This window comes from Inquilinus sp., assembly GCF_039594555.1.
Taxonomy (GTDB): domain Bacteria; phylum Pseudomonadota; class Alphaproteobacteria; order DSM-16000; family Inquilinaceae; genus Inquilinus.
Genome location: NZ_JBCNNF010000126.1, coordinates 1 through 16834 on the forward strand (window position 1 = coordinate 1; position 16834 = coordinate 16834).

At 70.2% G+C, this 16834-nt stretch carries 19 protein-coding genes; 15 read left to right on the forward strand and 4 right to left on the reverse strand.

Annotated elements, in window-relative coordinates; translation table 11 throughout:
• Positions 1-190 precede the first annotated feature (190 nt).
• Positions 191-973, reverse strand: coding sequence for an MBL fold metallo-hydrolase (locus tag ABDW35_RS15310; RefSeq protein ID WP_343714743.1), 783 nt, complete (start codon positions 971-973; stop codon positions 191-193).
• A gap of 203 nt (positions 974-1176) precedes the next feature.
• Here ABDW35_RS15310 and ABDW35_RS15315 point away from each other — a divergent pair, with 203 nt between their 5' ends.
• From ABDW35_RS15315 to ABDW35_RS15355, 9 genes are all read left to right on the forward strand, one after another.
• On the forward strand, positions 1177-2139 hold the full coding sequence (locus ABDW35_RS15315; protein ID WP_343714744.1) for a GTP-binding protein: 963 nt from the start codon (positions 1177-1179) through the stop codon (positions 2137-2139).
• Positions 2136-3164 carry a WD40 repeat domain-containing protein gene (locus ABDW35_RS15320; RefSeq protein ID WP_343714745.1) on the forward strand — a complete coding sequence of 343 codons (1029 nt, stop codon included), beginning with the start codon at positions 2136-2138 and terminating at the stop codon, positions 3162-3164. Before ABDW35_RS15315 ends, ABDW35_RS15320 begins: the two co-directional genes overlap by 4 nt.
• Positions 3161-3544 (forward strand): hypothetical protein, encoded by a 384-nt coding sequence (locus tag ABDW35_RS15325; protein ID WP_343714746.1) that lies wholly within the window; start codon positions 3161-3163, stop codon positions 3542-3544. Before ABDW35_RS15320 ends, ABDW35_RS15325 begins: the two co-directional genes overlap by 4 nt.
• Positions 3498-3905: a GFA family protein gene (locus ABDW35_RS15330; RefSeq protein WP_343714747.1), complete on the forward strand. Its 408-nt coding sequence runs from the start codon at positions 3498-3500 to the stop codon at positions 3903-3905. The genes ABDW35_RS15325 and ABDW35_RS15330 overlap by 47 nt, the downstream gene beginning before the upstream one ends.
• Positions 3906-4036: 131 nt before the next feature.
• Positions 4037-4201 (forward strand): hypothetical protein, encoded by a 165-nt coding sequence (locus tag ABDW35_RS15335; RefSeq protein ID WP_343714748.1) that lies wholly within the window; start codon positions 4037-4039, stop codon positions 4199-4201.
• Entirely contained in the window at positions 4198-4944 is a 747-nt protein-coding gene (locus ABDW35_RS15340; protein ID WP_343714749.1) for an ABC transporter ATP-binding protein, read from the forward strand. The genes ABDW35_RS15335 and ABDW35_RS15340 overlap by 4 nt, the downstream gene beginning before the upstream one ends.
• A gap of 47 nt (positions 4945-4991) precedes the next feature.
• A complete protein-coding gene (locus ABDW35_RS15345; RefSeq protein WP_088152281.1) occupies positions 4992-5816 on the forward strand; it encodes a metal ABC transporter permease in 825 nt (274 codons plus the stop codon).
• 25 nt (positions 5817-5841) lie between these two features.
• Positions 5842-6735 (forward strand): zinc ABC transporter substrate-binding protein, encoded by an 894-nt coding sequence (locus ABDW35_RS15350; RefSeq protein ID WP_343714750.1) that lies wholly within the window; start codon positions 5842-5844, stop codon positions 6733-6735.
• Positions 6736-6908: 173 nt separating this feature from the next.
• The gene (locus ABDW35_RS15355) at positions 6909-7352 is read left to right on the forward strand and encodes a hypothetical protein (RefSeq protein WP_343714751.1); all 444 of its coding nucleotides are present in this window, start codon (positions 6909-6911) and stop codon (positions 7350-7352) included.
• A gap of 29 nt (positions 7353-7381) precedes the next feature.
• Here the strand turns inward: ABDW35_RS15355 and ABDW35_RS15360 are convergent, their stop codons facing one another.
• Positions 7382-8407: a TIGR01620 family protein gene (locus ABDW35_RS15360; RefSeq protein ID WP_343714752.1), complete on the reverse strand. Its 1026-nt coding sequence runs from the start codon at positions 8405-8407 to the stop codon at positions 7382-7384.
• Entirely contained in the window at positions 8404-9777 is a 1374-nt protein-coding gene (locus ABDW35_RS15365) for a YcjX family protein (protein ID WP_343714753.1), read from the reverse strand. The genes ABDW35_RS15360 and ABDW35_RS15365 overlap by 4 nt, the downstream gene beginning before the upstream one ends.
• Positions 9778-9927: 150 nt before the next feature.
• On the opposite strand from ABDW35_RS15365, the gene ABDW35_RS15370 reads away from it, so the two are divergent.
• From ABDW35_RS15370 to ABDW35_RS15395, 6 genes are all read left to right on the forward strand, one after another.
• The gene (locus tag ABDW35_RS15370; RefSeq protein ID WP_343714754.1) at positions 9928-10716 is read left to right on the forward strand and encodes a YdcF family protein; all 789 of its coding nucleotides are present in this window, start codon (positions 9928-9930) and stop codon (positions 10714-10716) included.
• A 41-nt stretch (positions 10717-10757) separates the two neighbouring features.
• Positions 10758-11396 (forward strand): 5,6-dimethylbenzimidazole synthase, encoded by a 639-nt coding sequence (gene bluB / locus ABDW35_RS15375; RefSeq protein ID WP_343714755.1) that lies wholly within the window; start codon positions 10758-10760, stop codon positions 11394-11396.
• A 126-nt stretch (positions 11397-11522) separates the two neighbouring features.
• Positions 11523-12851, forward strand: coding sequence for a sugar ABC transporter substrate-binding protein (locus ABDW35_RS15380; RefSeq protein WP_343714756.1), 1329 nt, complete (start codon positions 11523-11525; stop codon positions 12849-12851).
• 173 nt (positions 12852-13024) lie between these two features.
• Entirely contained in the window at positions 13025-13591 is a 567-nt protein-coding gene (locus tag ABDW35_RS15385; RefSeq protein ID WP_343714757.1) for an SIS domain-containing protein, read from the forward strand.
• Between the two features lie 4 nt (positions 13592-13595).
• Positions 13596-14483, forward strand: coding sequence for a sugar ABC transporter permease (locus tag ABDW35_RS15390; protein ID WP_343714758.1), 888 nt, complete (start codon positions 13596-13598; stop codon positions 14481-14483).
• Positions 14483-15346, forward strand: coding sequence for a carbohydrate ABC transporter permease (locus ABDW35_RS15395; protein WP_343714759.1), 864 nt, complete (start codon positions 14483-14485; stop codon positions 15344-15346). Before ABDW35_RS15390 ends, ABDW35_RS15395 begins: the two co-directional genes overlap by 1 nt.
• Positions 15347-15352: 6 nt before the next feature.
• On the opposite strand, the gene ABDW35_RS15400 is transcribed toward ABDW35_RS15395, so the two are convergent.
• Complete coding sequence (locus tag ABDW35_RS15400; protein ID WP_343714760.1) at positions 15353-16585, reverse strand: peptidoglycan-binding domain-containing protein; 1233 nt, start codon at positions 16583-16585, stop codon at positions 15353-15355.
• Positions 16586-16834: the final 249 nt, after the last annotated feature.

Genomic DNA, 16834 nt, shown 5'->3' on the forward strand with positions numbered 1-16834 from the left:
GAACCGCCTCGTCCAACGCTCGCGTCTCCTGGAACGGCATCGGCAAAGCCCCCCTTTGCCGTCCAGGAAACCTGTCAACGATGTATCCGGTCCATTCTGTCCACTATCTAACCGGTTCGGACCCGTCTCCGACCTCTCCCGCAAGCGGGAGAGGCAACAAACACATCCGATGCCTTTGTCGGAGCGGGCCTCACCCCGCCGGGCTGCAGCTCTTCGCTGCTTCGGCCTTGGCCATCTGGTAGGTGCGGGTCAGCAGCCCGGCATCGCCGGGCTCGCCCTGGTCCGGCACCACGGTCTTCGCCGCCTTGCCGTAGCGGGCGATCACCGCCTCGACCGATTGCGGCCAGCGGCAGACATCGGAGTCGGGGGTGCCGGCGAGGTTCGCCTGCTCGGCCCCCCGGATCATGCAGCCGCCGAACAGCACCGCGCTGTCCGGCAGGAAGGCGACGGTGTTGTCGCGGGTATCCGCCGGGCCGGGATAGAACAGCTCGACCGTGCGGCCGCCGCCGGTGATGGCGGTCGACTCGCCGCTCCAGCTGCGCTGGATGGTGGCGGCGCCGGCCGCCTCCTTCACCGTCTCGTCGCGGCCCAGCGACCAGCCGCCGCGGGCATGCACCGCCGCCAGCCCTGCCAGCCGGTCGTCATGCGCATGCGTCACCACCAGGTTGACCGGCCGGTTCGGCGCGGCCTGCGCCACCCGCTCCAGCAGCGCCACGGTCTGCGCCGGCGTCCAGGCGGCGTCGATGAGCAGCGCCTCCTCGGGCCCGATCAGCGCCAGGCCGTTGGACGGGATCCAGCCCTGGTCGCCCTTCCGCCAGCTGGTGTGCAGCCAGATGCCGTCGGCCAGTTCGCGGAAGCCTAGCGGCGGCGGCGTCTCCGCATCCTGGGCCAGCGCCGGCCGAATCAGGGCCAGGGACAGGCCGGCGGCGCAGACATGCAGGAAGGCGCGGCGGGACGGGGCGGGAACGGGCATGTCGGTCCTCGGGTGACGGGACGGCCGGTCGGCCGCCCGGCATCGTCCCTCGCGGAGAATCTGGGCGATTCTGGGGCGTGATGCCGGATGGGCGGCCGGATGCTGGTTCGTCCATAGCATCCTGGCGGCCATCGGGCGACAGGCTTGCGTCTTCTTTATATGTTATATATTAACAATTAGCCCCCGAAGCCCGAGGCCTTCCCATGCCCCGCATCCCCGTGACCCTGCTGACCGGCACGCTCGGCGCCGGCAAGACCACGCTGCTGAACCGCATCCTGTCGGAGGCGCATGGCCGGCGCTATGCCGTGATCGTCAACGAGTTCGGCGAGATCGGCATCGACGGCGACCTGGTGGTCGGCGTCGACGAGGAGGTGTTCGCGCTGAACAATGGCTGCCTGTGCTGCTCCGTCCGCGGCGACCTGATCCGGATCATCGGCGGGCTGATGAAGCGGGCCGGCGGCTTCGACCGGATCCTGGTCGAGACCACGGGGCTGGCCGACCCGGCGCCGGTGGCGCAGACCTTCCTGGTCGATGACGAGGTGCGCGAGCGCACCGCGCTGGACTCGATCGTCACCGTGGTCGACGCCCGCAACATCGAGGCGCGGCTGGGCGACAGCGACGAGGCGGAGGAGCAGGTGGCCTTCGCCGACACCATCCTGGTCAACAAGACCGACCTGGCGGATGAGGCCGGGCTGGCGACGGTGGAGGCGCGGCTGCGCGCCATCAACCCGGTGGCGCGGCTGGTCCGCACGCGACGCTGCGACGCCGATCTCGGCATGGTGCTGGACGGCGCCTTCGACCTTGACCGGCTGCTGGCGCTGGAGCCCGACCTGCTCGATGGCCACGGCCACCATCACCATCACGACGAGGGCGTCGGCAGCGTCTCCTTCCGGATCGACCGGCCGCTGGACGGCCGCCGCTTCGTCGACTGGATCGGCATGCTGCTGGCGATCCGCGGGGCCGACATCCTTCGCAGCAAGGGCATTCTTGCCTTCGCCGGCGAGGACCGGCCCTTCGTGTTCCAGGGCGTGCACATGCTGCAGGAGGGCGATTTCGCCCCGGCCTGGCGGCCCGGCCAGTCGCGCGAGAGCCGGCTGGTGCTGATCGGCCGCAACCTCGACGCCGCGGTGCTGCGCGCCGGCTTCGAGGGCTGCGCCGCGGCATGAGCCTGCTGCTGCCGCCGAAGGCCCTGGCGGAGGAGAAGGGCACGATCTGGACCTGGCCGGCGCCGGTGGTCGCGGCGGCGTTCGATGCCGCCGGTCACCTGGCCTTCGGCCTCGGCGATGGCACCATCCGCCTGGCGTCGCCCGGCGAGCCGCAGGCGGTCGCCGTGCAGGCCCATCGCGGCGCTGTGCTGGCACTGGCGCCGGACGGGGCCGGCGGGTTCCTCAGCGGCGGCGATGACGGCCGGCTGCTGCGGGTCGCGCCGGACCGAGCGGTGATCGAGATCGCCGCCGTGCCGGGCCGCTGGATCAGCGCGGTCGATGCCGCTCCCGTCACCGGGCGGCGCCTGGCTGTAACCGGCAGCGAGGTGCTGGTGTTCGACGCGGACGGAACGCCGGTCACCCGTCTGCAGGGCCCGGCCGGGCTGGACGGCGCCGCCTTCGACCCGCGCGGCCGGCGCATCGCCGCGGCGCATTACGGCGGCGTCACCATCTGGTCGCCGCGCCAGCGGGCTTGGGCGGCGAAGCTCCATGGCTGGCAGGGCGCGCATCTCGCGGTGCTCTGGCATCCGCGCTCGCGCTTCGTCGTGTCGGCGATGCAGGAGAAGGCGCTGCACGCTTGGCGCCTGTCGGACGGCGTGCACATGCAGATGCCGGGCTATCCGGCCAAGCCGCGGTCGCTGGCCTGGGCCGATGGCGGCCGGGCGCTGCTGACCTCCGGCTCCGAAGGCGTGGTGTCCTGGCGCTTCACCGGCCGCGACGGCCCGATGGGCGGCACCGCCAGCGAAAGCGGCTGGGCCCGCGGCGTGCCGATCACCCGGGTCGCCGCGCATCCGCTTCTGCCGGTCGCGGCCGCCGGCGCCAAGGACGGCTTCGTGGCACTGATACCGCTCGACGGCAGCGGCTATGTCCCGGTGCTGCGGCCCAATGGCGCCGCGGTCGAGGCCCTGACCTTCTCGCCCGACGGGCGCTGGCTGGCGGCGGCCGATGCCGGCGGCCGGGCGACGCTGGTCGACCTGCAACCGTGAGCGACCCGTCCGACGTCGCCACCCGCCGGGCCCGGCACTGGCCGGAGGCGCGGCGGGTGCTGAGCCATCCCGACTTCCATCACGGCTTCCGCGAGGCGCAGTCCGGCCGGCCTTTCGACCATCGCCGCGTCGATGCCATGCCGCGTCTCGGCCAGATCCGCTACGAGAATGGGCGCCAGATCGCGGCCGAATGCGCGGCGCTAGGCCTTTCGGTGGACTGGCCGTCGCCGGGCCATATCCCGCCGGCGCTGAAGCATCTGGTGCTGCGCCGGCTGCGGCCCGGCCGGCGATGGGCTAGGCTGCCGCCCGGTTCGGATGAGAAGCGGGGCGCGCATGATGAAGATCGACGGGCAGTGCCATTGCGGCCATGTCGCCTATGAGGCGGAGATCGACCCGGAACGGGTGGGGATCTGCCACTGCACCGATTGCCAGGCGCTGACCGGCTCGCCCTTCCGGGTCACCGTGATGGCCGCGCGCGACCGCATCCGGCTGACCGCGCATGAGCCGAAGGTCTATGTGAAGGTCGGCGACAGCGGCCGCCGCCGGCTGCAGTCCTTCTGCCCGGAATGCGGCTCGCCGCTGTTCGTCACGGGCGAGGGCACCGATGCCGAAATCTGGGGCATCCGCTGGGGCAGCATCCGCCAGCGCGACCGGCTGGTGCCGAAGCTCCAGGTGTGGTGCCGCTCGGCGGTGCCCTGGATCCATCATCTCGAGGACCTGCCGGGCAAGCCGGCCGACTGATCGATCCTCCCTTGGTCGATATCCACCCGGCCGGCGCTTTCCGATCTTGCAAAGATGTTATACATTAACGTCAATGGTGCCATGCCCGCCGGGCGCTATGGTGCCGGACCGTTTCCTCCATCGGCTGATCCATGACCGTGTCGCACCACCACCATGCCGCCCGCCGGGCCGGGGAGATCGGGCCGTCAGCCCTGGCCGCGCCGGTCGGAGCCCGGCTGCTCGTCGCCTTCGCGCTGATCGCGGTGCTGTGGGTCGCCGTGGCCTGGGCCATGGGCTGGTTCGGAGCCACGCCATGAGCGTCGGCCGCATCCGCCTCGCCAACCTGACCGCCGGCTATGAGCGGCACCCGGCGGTGCATCATGTCGATGGCAGCTTCGAGCCGGGGACGCTGACCGCCATCGTCGGCCCGAACGGCGCCGGCAAGTCGACCCTGCTGAAGACCATCGCCGGCCTGCTGCCGCCGCTCTCCGGCCATGTCGATCTCAGCGGCCTGCGCCGGCGCGACATCGCCTATCTGCCGCAGCAGGCGGAGATCGATAGGAGCTTCCCGATCTCGGTCGCCGACACCGTGCTGCTCGGCGGCTGGGCCAAGACCGGGATCTTCGGCGGTGTCTCGAAGGACCTGCGCCGCCGGGCGGAGGAGGCGCTGGAGGCGGTGGGCCTCGGCGGCTTCGAGGCACGGCCGATCGGCAGCCTCTCCGCCGGCCAGTTCCAGCGCGTGCTGTTCGCCCGGCTGCTGCTGCAGGACGGGCGGGTGATCATGCTGGACGAGCCGTTCACTGCGCTCGACAGCAAGACCACGCGCGACCTGGTCGACGTGGTCCGGCGCTGGCATGGCGAGGGCCGCACCGTCATCACCGTGCTGCACGACCTGGACCAGGTGCGCGAGGTCTGCCCGGACACGCTGCTGCTGGCCCGCGACCCGATCGGCTGGGGCCCGACCGGCGACGTGCTGTGCGCCGAGAATCTGCTGCGCGCCCGCGCCATGGCCGAAGCCTGGCACGATCGCGCTGAACCTTGCCGGCGGAGCGCGGCGTGACGGCGGTGTGGGATTTCCTGGTCACGCCCTTCCTCGACTACGCCTTCATGCAGCGGGCGCTGGTGGCGTGCCTGGCGCTGTCGCTGGGCTGCGGCCCGGTCGGCGTGCTGCTGGTGCTGCGGCGGATGAGCCTGGTCGGCGATGCCATGTCGCATGCGGTGCTGCCCGGCGCCGCGGTCGGCTTCCTGGTGTCCGGCCTGTCGCTGTGGTCGATGGGGCTGGGCGGGCTGATCGCCGGCCTGGCCGTCGCGCTGCTGGCGGGCGCGGTCACCCGGGTCACGGCGCTGCGCGAGGATGCCTCCTTCGCCGCCTTCTACCTGATCGCCCTGGCCGCAGGCGTGCTGATCGTGTCGACCCGCGGCAGCAATGTCGACCTGATGCATGTGCTGTTCGGCACCATCCTCGCGGTCGACGACGCGGCGCTGCTGCTGATGGCCGGCATCGCCACGGTGACGCTGATCGCCCTGGCCTTGCTGTACCGGCCGCTGGTGGTCGAATGCTTCGACCCCGGCTATCTGCGCATGGTCGGCGGCGTCGGCGCGATGGTGCACTTCGCCTTCCTGATGCTGGTGGTGCTGAACCTGGTCGGCGGCTTCCAGGCGCTCGGCACGCTGATGGTGGTCGGCCTGATGATGCTGCCGGCGGCGGCGGCGCGGTTCTGGAGCCGGTCGTTGTGGTCGCTGTTCGCCTGGGCCGCCGGCCTCGCGCTGCTATCCGGCTATTCCGGCCTCCTGGTCTCCTATCACGGCAGCCTGCCCTCCGGCCCCAGCATCGTGCTGACCGCCGGCGGCTTCTACCTGCTGTCGCTGATCTTCGGGACGCATGACAGCCTGCGGGCCCGATACCTGCCCACCGCGCATTTCGCGCACTGAGCCTCCCGCAACCGGAGCCTTACGCATGAGGAACCCGTTCCGTGCCGGCCTGATCGGCCTGTCCCTTGCTGTCCTGTCGCTGCCCGCCGCGGCGGCGGAAAAGCTGCAGGTGGTCGCCAGCATCACCGTCCTCGCCGACATCGCGAAGCAGGTCGGCGGCGACAATGTCGAGGTCCGCAGCCTGGTCGGCCCCAATGGCGACGCCCATGTCTACGAGCCGACACCGCAGGACGCCCAGGCGGTGACCAAGGCCGGCCTCGTCGTCGTCAACGGGCTGGAGCTGGAAGGCTGGATGGACCGGCTGGTCGCCGCCTCCGGCAGCAAGGCCGCCATCGTCGTCGCCACCGAGGGCGTGACCACCCGGAAGATGGACGAGGACGGGCAGGAGATCACCGACCCCCATGCCTGGAACAGCGCCGCGAACGGCGCGATCTACGCCGCCAACATCGCCAAGGCGCTGGCCGCCGCCGACCCGGCCCATGCCGCGGCTTATCAGGCCAACGGCGCCAAATACGAGGCGCAGCTGAAGGATCTCGACGCCTGGGCTCGGCGCGAGGTGGCGACCATCCCGGCCGGCAAGCGCAAGGTCATCACCAGCCACGACGCCTTCGGCTATCTCGGCGCCGCCTACGGCATCGAGTTCCACGCACCGGTCGGCTTCTCGACCGAGAGCGAAGCTTCGGCCGGCGACATCGCCAAGCTGATCGACCAGATCAAGCGCGAGCACATCAAGGCGGTGTTCATCGAGAACGCGACCGACCCCCGGCTGGTGCAGCAGGTGGCCAAGGCGGCCGGCGCGCAGATGGGCGGCGAGCTCTATGCCGAGGCCCTCTCCACGGCCGACGGGCCGGCTTCGACGTATGCGAAGATGTTTCAGTATAACATTTCATCCCTGGTCGCCGGGATGAAGCAGAACTGAGGCGGAATCGTAGGTTGGGTTCGCCCACGGCGAACCCAACCTACCAGGCTGACGAGACCGCAGGGCCGCATCGCCAACCCGGCTCGCGCGGGCTTTCCCGGAATCCGTCCACCTTCCATATCCATGACGCGGCTAGGCCAAGCCAAACCATGAGAGGGTGAGGAGGTGATCCGATGGCACAGACGCCGGTGGTCACGGTGGATCGCGCGGAAATGCGAGATGCCTTCGAGTTTGCCAACCTCGGCGAAGCCCTCGGGGCGGAGGCTTACATCTCGCTCGATACCGGGAAAATCTACCTGCGATCGGTGGATGGTGACGTGATGGAGGAAGACGAGGTTCCGGACGACGTCGAAACCTCCGACCGCTACATCGCCGTGCCGCGTAAGGCCGAACTCGGTCTTGGCCGGACGCTGGTGCTGCTCTTCGCCGAGCAGGAGCTCCCCGGGGACTATAACGCTGTGAGAGATCTGTTCCGGCGGAAGGGCGCGTATGCGGGCTTCAGACGATTGCTGCAATCGCGGGGTGCGTTGCCGCGATGGTACGACTATGAAGAGCGCGCCACCGAGGAGGCCCTTCGGAACTGGTGCCAGGACAACGACATCCAGCTGATCGGATGACAGCCATGGCCGGTTTCTGAAAGCTGGTCTCAATCCTTCCCCTTCGGCGCCGCCTCCGCCCTGAAGATCGCCTTGGCCAGGCTCATCGTGCCGGGCGGGGTGTCGCGCAGATAGGGCAGGGGGCGGCACACCTTCATCGCGGCGACGCCGATGCGGACGCTGAGGATGCCGTTGATCGCGCCCTCGCCGGCGCGGCGGCCGAAGGCACGCAGCAGGCCGGCGCCCAGGAAGTCGCCGAGATAGTCGTTGGCGGCCTCGATGCCGCCGGCGATCAGCAGCGTCGTCGCCACCCGGCGGATCAGCGACAAGGTCGCGAACAGGCCGGGGCGGAAGCCCTGGATCTCGGCGATGCGGCGGATCATCCGCAGGTTCAGCGCGCCCGACGCCACCATGTCGACGATGGCGAAGGGGGTGACCGTGGTGATCAGCGCCGTGCGCCGCGCCGTGGCGGCGATGGCGGAGCGGCAGGCGGCGTCGATCGGGCGCTGGGCGTGCAGCTCCAAGAGCGCGATCAGCTCCGCCGGGTCGCGCAGCTCGTCGCGCTCGCGCTCCAGCCGGGCCAGGCCGTCGGCGGCCGGGCCGTCGCCGTGCAGCCGGCGGAAGCGGGCGATCACGGCGTCGGCGGCCGCCGCGTCGCCGCCCGCCGCCGCCCGGCCAAGGCTGCGGATCTCCTCGACCCGGCCCAGCCGGCGCAGCGCCAGCAGCTCCCACCCCGCCCAGACGACAATTCCGGCCCCGGCCACGGCCAGCAGCGCCAGCGTCACCGCCTGCAGCGGCCCGCCCTGGCTCAGCAGGTCGGTGACCAGCCGTTCGACCCACAGGCCGATGCCGAGGCCGACCAGCCCGACCAGCGCGCCGAAGGCGAAGCGCAGGGCGACGCTGCCGGGGCTGCGGCGGCGGCGCAGGCCGGGGTCGACCGCGTCGGGCGCGGCCGGCACCGGCGCATCCTCCACCGGCACCGCCTCGGCCTGGTCGAGCGCGAAGACGGCTGGCGCTCGGCCGGTCCCGCGCTCCGGCTCCGGCGGCTGGTCGAGGATCAGCGGGGGCCGGCTCATGCCAAATCGTCTCCGATCAGGAACTGCAGCGCCCCGTCCAGCCGGATATGCGGCCAGGGCTGGCCGTCGGCGCCGAGATCGGCCGGCGGCAGGAAGCGCTGGGCGCCGAACCGGCCGCCGCCGCGGGCCTCGCGCAGGCTGCGCGGCAGCGCGCCGGGATAGGCCGCGACCGGCTTGCCGCCCGGCTCGATCACCCCGGCGACGCAGCGCAGCGTCTCGCCCTCATGCTTGACGTCGACCTCCCGGGTGGCGCGCAGCGAGGCGATCGCCATCGACCGGGCGGTGGCGCCCTGGAAGGCGGTGCGCCGCACGCTCTGCCGCAGCAGCTCGTCCATCAGCCCGACCAGCGGCTCATGCCCCTCGCGCGGCAGGTGGTCGGCCTTGGTGGCGGCGAACAGGACCTTGCGGATCCGGCTTTCGAACGGCCACAGCCAGTTGATGCCGCCGGTCTTGAAGCAGGTCAGTATGTCGTCCATGGCCCGGCCCAGATCCTCCAGGCTCTCCGGCCCGGCGGCGAGATGGGCCAGCAGGTCGACCAGCACGATCTGGCGGTCCAGCCGGCTGAAATGGTCGTTGAAGAAGGGGCGGATGACCTTGGCCTTGTAGGCCTCGAACCGCTCCTCCATCAGCCGCCACAGCGACCCGCGCGGTGTCTCGCGCGGCCGCGGCAGCGGGCAGAAGGTGAGGGCGGGGGACCCCTCCAGATCGCCCGGCAGCAGGAAGCGGCCGGGCTGCAGCCGGCTCAGCGGGATCGCATGGGTGCGGCAGCCGCGCAGATAGTCGGTGTAGAGCCGCGCCGCCTCGATCGCGTCGGTCTCCTTCGCCGGCCCGGCGGGGTCGAGCTTGGCAATGAAGTCGCGCCAGGGCTGGGACAGCGGCGCGCGGACGCCGGTCGCGGCCAGGGCCAGCGTCTCCTCCGCCCAGCCGGCATAGTCGCGCTCCAGCAGCGGCAGGTCGATCAGCCACTCGCCGGGATAATCGAAGATGTCGAGATGCAGCACCTGGTCGCCCAGCAGGCTGCGCAGGCCCCCCTTGGGCGCGAAGCGCAGCGACAGGCGCAGCTCGGCGATGTTGCGGGTGCCGGCCGGCCAGTCCGGGTGCCCGCCCGCGCCGGTCAGCCGCGCCACCGCCTCCTCATAGGGGAAGCGCGGCAGTTCCAGATGCGGCTGCGGCCGCAGCACCGCGGCGCGCAGGCGGTCCTCGGCCACGGCGTCGAGCAGCCCGAAGCGCCGCGGGTCGGTCAGCCCGTGCACCAGCGCGGCGATGAAGACGGATTTGCCGGCGCGGCTCAGCCCGGTGACGCCGAGGCGGATGCGACGGTCGAACAGCTCGCCGGCCCGATCGAGAAGGTCGGTGGGAAATAGCTCCATGAACGGGCGGCGGACTCCAAGCACCTGGGACGTATAGCCTAGCCCATGTGCGATTGCCGCGTCTCCGCTTCAACCCGCGCGCATGGCCCGCGGGTTGCATCTTCGGCCGCGATCCGCCATTGCTCGGCGGTCGCGCCGGGTGGGTGAGCGGTGTTCTTCTTCCTGTCGAAGCTGATCTGGTTCTTCGTCCAGCCGCTCGGCCTCGTGCTGCTGGCGCTGCTGCTGGCCACGGCCGGATTCCTCTACCGCTCCCGCCGACTGGCCCGGCGGCTGGTGATCGCGCTGACCCTGGCCTTCACCGCGGCCTGCATGCTGCCGGTGGGCGACCTGATGCTTCTGCCGCTGGAGAACCGCTTCGCCAAGCCGCAGCAACTGCCGGCCACGGTGGACGGGATCATCGTGCTGGGCGGGGCCGAGCAGAACGTCCTGTCCGGGGCCCGGGGCGAGCCGGTGCTGAACGGCGCCGGCGAGCGGCTGTTCGCCGCGCTCGACCTCGCCCGCCGGTTCCCGGAGGCGCAGATCGTGTTCTCCGGCGGGCTCGGCGATGCGTGGAACGGCATCCCGCCGCAATCGGACATCTTCCGCGACGTCATGCTGATGGCCGGGGTGCCCGAGCGGCGGCTGGTGCTCGAGAGCCAGGCCCGCAACACCGACGAGAACGTGCTGCTGCTGAAGCAGATGGTGCAGCCCCAGGGCGGCCAGAACTGGGTGGTGGTGACAAGCGCCTTCCACATGCCGCGGGCGATGGGCCTGTTCGCCAAGGCCGGCTGGAAGGTGGTGCCCTGGCCGGTCGACTATCGCGGCCTGCCGCCGACGCTGCTGCCGCGGGTCGATCTGGTCGAGCAGGTCGATGTGCTGAACATCGCCATGCATGAATGGATCGGCCTCGTCGCCTACTGGACCACAGGCCGCATCGACACCCCTTTTCCCGGACCCTGATTGGGGGTCTATAGCTGGGGTCTCGCAGCCCGGAGGACCTGGTGGCCGCCCCCGACTTCCCGCCCGGATTCCGCGACCGCTTCGCCGAACTGCTGCGCTGGCGCCGCGATGTCCGCCGCTTCCGCCGCGACCCGCTCCCGTCCGGGCTGCTCGACCGGCTGCTGGACCTCGCCTGCCTCGCCCCCTCGGTCGGCAACAGCCAGCCCTGGCGCTTCGTCCTGGTCGAGGACGAGGTGCGGCAGGCGGCGGTGCGATCCGTGTTCAGCCGCTGCAACACGGATGCCGCCTCCGGCTATGAGGGCGAGCGGGCCGCGCATTACCGCCGGCTGAAGCTGGCGGGGCTGGAGGAGGCGCCGGTTCAGCTCGCCGTGTTCTGCGACCGGTCGACCGGTCAGGGGCACGGGCTCGGCCGGCAGACCATGCCGGAGACGCTGGACCATTCCGCGGTCACCGCCATCCATACGCTGTGGCTGGCCGCGCGGATCGAGGGTGTCGGCCTCGGCTGGGTCTCGATCCTGGAACCGGAGGCGGTGGCGGCGCTGCTCGACGTTCCGCCCGACTGGCATCTGGTCGGCTATCTCTGCCTCGGCTTCCCCAAATCGGAGGAATCGGTGCCGGAGCTGGAGCGCGAGGGCTGGCAATCCCGCCTCGGCGCCTGTCGCGCAGTGCTGCGGCGCTAGCGGCTTGGCTTGACACCCGAGCGACCGCTGGACGATTGTATCCATGAAGATACAAATGTTTTGCGTCGACGGGGCAAGGCTTCGCCGACGAATGGGCATGACAGATCGGAAAGGGAGGCGAATCCAATGAAGAAGCTGTTGTTCTGCGGCGCCGCGATCACCGCGCTGCTGGCCGCCGGCCAGGCCATGGCCTGGAGCCTGAAGGAGGCAGCGGAGCCGTACAAGGGCACCACGATCAAGGCGATCTTCCTCGACCGGCCGGGCTACCGCGCCGCGATCCAGCTGCTGCCGCAGTTCGAGCAGGAGACCGGGATCAAGGTCGAGTACGAGATCCTGCCCTACGAGAACACCCGCGAGCGCGAAGTCCTTGATTTCACGGCCGGCGGCGAGATCGATGTGGTCCTGACCGACGTCGTCTGGATCGGCGAATACGCCGACAGCGGCTGGCTGGTGCCGCTGAAGAAGTTCACCGAGGACCCGGCCCTGGCCGACCCGGCGCTGAACCTGAAGGGCTTCTTCCCGATCCTGCTGGAAAGCTTCGGTACCTGGAACAAGGAGCTGTACGGCCTGCCCTTCGACAACTACTCGGGCCTGCTGTTCTACAACAAGTGCATGCTCAAGGACGCCGGCTTCGACAAGCCGCCGGCCACATGGGACGAGCTGCTGACCACTTACGGGCCGAAGCTGACCCATGACGGCAAGTACGCCTACGCCCTGCAGTCGCGCCGCGGCGAGACCCAGTCGGCCGACAGCTTCATGCGCGTGCTGTGGCCCTTCGGCGGGTCGCTGCTGAATGCCGACTTCAAGTCCAATCTCACCTCAGCGGAGTCGCAGAAGGGGCTGAAGTTCCGGCAGGATCTGATGAAGTTCATGCCGCCGGGCATCGTCGACTACGACCATGCGGAATCGGTCAATGCCCTGGCCCAGGGCCAGGTGGCGATGATCACCGAATGGTCCTCCTTCTATTCGACCCTGGTCGACCCGGCGACCTCGAAATTGGGCGACTGCCTGGGCGTCGCCACCGAGCCGAAGGGCGAGGCCGGGCTGAAGCCGGCGCTGGGCGGCTTCTCGCTGGGCGTCGCGTCGCAGGCCGGCGAGGCGGAGCAGAAGGCCTCCTGGCTGTTCATCCAGTGGGTGACCTCGGAGGCGATGGCCAAGCCCTATGTCGAGGCCGGCGGCGTCTCCGGCCGCACCGCGGTCTACGACGACCCGGCGATCAAGGCGAAGTATGCCTTCGTCGAGCCGACGGTGGCGTCCTGGCAGGGCGGCGTGCCGTCCTTCCGTCCGCGCTTCCCGGAATGGCCGGCGATCTCCGAGATCGTCGCCGAGTTCGGCACCAAGATCATGCTGGGCGAGGAGACGACGGAGTCCGGCGCCCAGAAGATCGGCGAGCGCATGGAGGCCGTGCTGCAGAAGGCCGGCTACTACGACGGCAAGAAGGACAAGCTGCAGTAAGCTCAGCTTTCCCAGATCCGTCATCCCGGGCGCGGTGCGGCGCGAAGTGCCGCTCCGCAGACCCGGGATCTCGTGCGGAGAAGTGCCGAAGAGATCCCGGATCTGCGCCACGTCCGTGGCTTGTCCGGGATGACGGTTCAGTTTGTGTTGCCTCGATGACCGGAGACCATCCCATGCCCGACAGCCTGGGCACCCTGGCGGAAGGGGCGCTGGACGAGATCCGCGGCGTCTTCCGCCGGCTTCCCCCCGGCGCGATCGACTCGGTGCTCGACGCGCTGGCCGGCGCCCGCCGGATCGCCTGCCATGGCGTCGGGCGCGAGGGGCTGATGATGCGGGCGCTGGCGATGCGCCTCTACCATCTCGGCCTCGACGCCCATGTCGTCGGCGACATGTCGGCGCCGCCGGTCGGTCCGGGCGACCTGCTGGCCGTCAGCGCCGGGCCGGGCGGCTTCGCCACCATCGATGGGCTGATGCGCGTCGCCCGCGACGCCGGGGCGCGGACCCTCCTGTTCACCGCCCAGCCCGCGGGCAGCGCCGCGTCCCTGGCCGACACCGTCTTCGTGCTGCCGGCCCAGACCATGGCCGACGACACCGGCCCGGCCGTCGCCTCGGTGCTGCCGATGGGCAGCCTGTACGAGGGCGCGCAGTTCCTGCTGTTCGAGCTGGTCGTGCTCCGGCTGCGCGACCGCCTCGGCGTCGCGCCCGAGGCGATGCGGGCACGGCACACCAATCTCGAGTAGACCCATGGCGCACCGTCTCGACAGCCGCTGGACCCCGGTCTGGTTCCTCGCCCCGGCCGTGATCGCCCTGTTCGCGATCGGCATCTTCCCGACGCTCTACGCGCTGTGGAACTCGCTGCACCAGGTGATCCTGCCGAAGATCCCGCGCGAGGGGACACCCTTCGTCGGCCTCGGCAACTACCTGTCGGTGCTGACCGACCCGACCTTCTGGGACGCGCTCGGCCGTACCCTGCTGTTCCTGGTGATCGTGCTGCCGGCGGAGCTGCTGCTGGGCCTCGGCGTCGCCCTGCTGCTGCACAAGCCGGGCCTGTCCCTGCTGAAGACGCTGGCCCGGCTCAGCCTCGTCATCCCGATGGCCACCACCTATGCCGTGGTCGGGCTGATCGGCCGGCTGATCTTCAACCGCGATTTCGGCGTGGTGAACTGGTTCCTCGGCCTGGTCGGGATCGGCCCGGTCGAATGGCTGGGAGACCCCAGCTGGGCTTTCGTCTCGATCGCGCTGATGGACATCTGGCAGTGGACGCCGTTCTGCGCCCTGGTGCTGCTGGCCGGGCTGACCATGGTGCCGCCGGAGATCGAGGAGGCGGCGCGGCTGGAGACCAAGCGCTTCCGCCACATCCTGCGCCACGTCCAGCTGCCCTTCCTGCTGCCGGGCATCACCGCCGTGCTGATCCTGCGCACGGCCGACACGCTGAAGCTGTTCGACATGATCTTCACCCTGACCCGCGGCGGGCCGGGTGCGGCGACCGAGCTGATCTCGATCACCATCCAGCGGATCGGCTTCCGGGTCTTCGACCAGGGCGTCGCCTCGGCCCAGGCGATCCTGCTGCTGGTGCTCACCATCGTGCTGTCGCGGATGTATATCCGCCTTGTGTACCAGGAGGTCGAGTGATGGTGGCCGCGACCGCAACGGCGCGGGCCGAGGCTCGGCCGGCCAAGGCCCGCATCCGGGTCTCGCCCTGGCATGCGATCGCGCTGATCGCGATCGCGCTGGTCTGCGTCTTCCCGTTCTACTGGATGGTGACGACGAGCCTGAAGGACCAGGCGGTGGCGCTGGCCTCGCCGCCGGCCTGGCTGTTCGAACCGACGCTGGAGCACTACCGCACCGTGCTGGGCCCGAAGGATGTCGGCCCCAGCCTCCTGAACTCGATCATCGTCGCAGTGTCGACCACGGCGCTGGCGATCCTGCTGGGCACGCCCGCCGCCTACGCCCTGGCGCGGTTCGAGTTCCGCGGCAAGTCCGACCTGTGGTTCTGGTTCATCACCAACCGCATGGTCAGCCCGATCGTGCTGGCGCTGCCGATCTTCCTGCTGGCCCGCAACCTGAACCTGATCGACACCCATCTGGTGCTGATCCTGTTGTACCTGACCTTCAACCTGCCGATCGTGGTGTGGATCTGCGCCGACCAGTTCCGCGGCATCCCGCGCGACCTGGACGACGCGGCGCGGATCGACGGCGCGTCGCGCTTCACCGTGTTCTGGCGCATCGCCCTGCCGCTGGCGGCGCCGGGCGTCGCCGTCTCGGCGATCTTCTCCTTCATCTTCTCGTGGAACGAGCTGCTCTACGCCCTTGTCCTGACGCGCAGCGCCAGCCGCACCGCGCCGGTGGCGGCGACCAGCTTCATGAGCGGCTACGACCTGCCCTGGGGCCAGATCATGGCCACCGGCACGCTGATCGTGCTGCCGGTGATCGTCTTCGCCCTGATCGTCTCGCGCCAGCTGGTCCGGGGACTGACGATGGGCGCGGTGAAGTAGCGGGCCTCAGACGAACTGCAGCTTCCGCCGCCAGCCCTCTTCCAGGGGGCAATGGTAGGTCAGTTCGCCGTTCTCCCACATCACCGGCATGACGAAGGCGGACGGGCTGGCCTGCCGCCACCGCCGGACCATGAACTCGGCCCAGCCGCCGGCCTGTCCCGCCAGCAGCTGTTCGATCACCGCGATGGTGGCGACGCGGGTGTGGCCGTCGATGTCGTCGATCTGCAGGGCGAGGGGCGAGAGCAGGCCGATCGGGTCATCGAACACCCGGATCCGGCGCCTGACGGTGTTGGCGAAGCCTCGGAACTCGTCGATCGAGCGCCCCGCCTTGATCTGCGCCGGCCTGACCTCGACAAAGAGCAGGCGGCAGCCATGGAAGGTGATCATCGCGGCGCCGAAGGCGGCCTTGTAGGTGCTCACCATGCCCCGGTTGCCGCCGATGTTGCAGGCCCGGAAATGCAGGATCAGGCGTTTCTTCCGCAAGGCCACGAGCTTGTTGACGATGCGGATCGTGGTGGCCGGCGGAACGCCCATCAAGGCCGATGTGTCGCGGACCCCGAAGCTGTCCGGGTCGAGCGGGCCCTGTTCGGCCGAATTGGCCAGCTCCGACAGGTTGAAGATCGCTCCGCCCGTGGCCGTGAACTGGGTGCCCCTGGCGAAGGGCATGAGCAGGCCCTGGCTCGGATTCCCGTGATTGACGATCACCTGCTGCGGCTCCGCCCGCCGCAGCAGGATGTCGATCAGCTCCTCGAACGTTGCATAGTGGTCGGGGCTGCTGGTCGTGATCTGGCCCGGCCCGACCGTCTCGAACCCGCAATTGAGATAGTAGTCATCCACCAGCCGGCGCCGGGCGCCCAGCGGGCCCACCAGCACGCCAGCGGCACCGACGATCGGGGGTGGCGGGGCCGGCGGCGGCACCGACCGCTTCTCCCGCTCCGCCATCAGCTGGTCGAGCTTCTGCAGGGTCCGCTTGCCGACGATGTCGTCGGGGGTCTGCTGATAGCTCTGCAGGATCCGCCATTGGGTCTTGAAGGCGACGACCGCGTCGACCGTCGTCGGGCCGTACAGCGTCTGGGCCTTCTCGCCGGGGCTGATCGCGATCCGGCCGACCGCGGAGAGGGCGGTCTGGATCTTGCCGACATGCGGCCCGATGCTGCCCGGAGTGACATGGGCCGGGTCGCTGACAAGGCAGGCTTCGAGCTTCGGGTCACCCCGGAAAAGCTTTGAGACCAAGGGCATGATCAAATCTCCTGCGCCAATCAGGCACAGGGTTGCCGGAACTCACGCCCTTTTTGCCGCGAATCTGGGGCCGGATCGTGGCGGCCGCGCCGTCCGGCTATGCCTTCCCCGGCCGGTAGAATGCGGCGTCGTCCGGGCCGATCCGCTCCGGCCGCCACCAGCGGGCCGGCTGGAAGGTCTTCTCGATGCCGTCGGCGACGCCGAGGGTCAGGGCGAACAGCGCCATGCGCACCGGCACGCCGTTGTCGG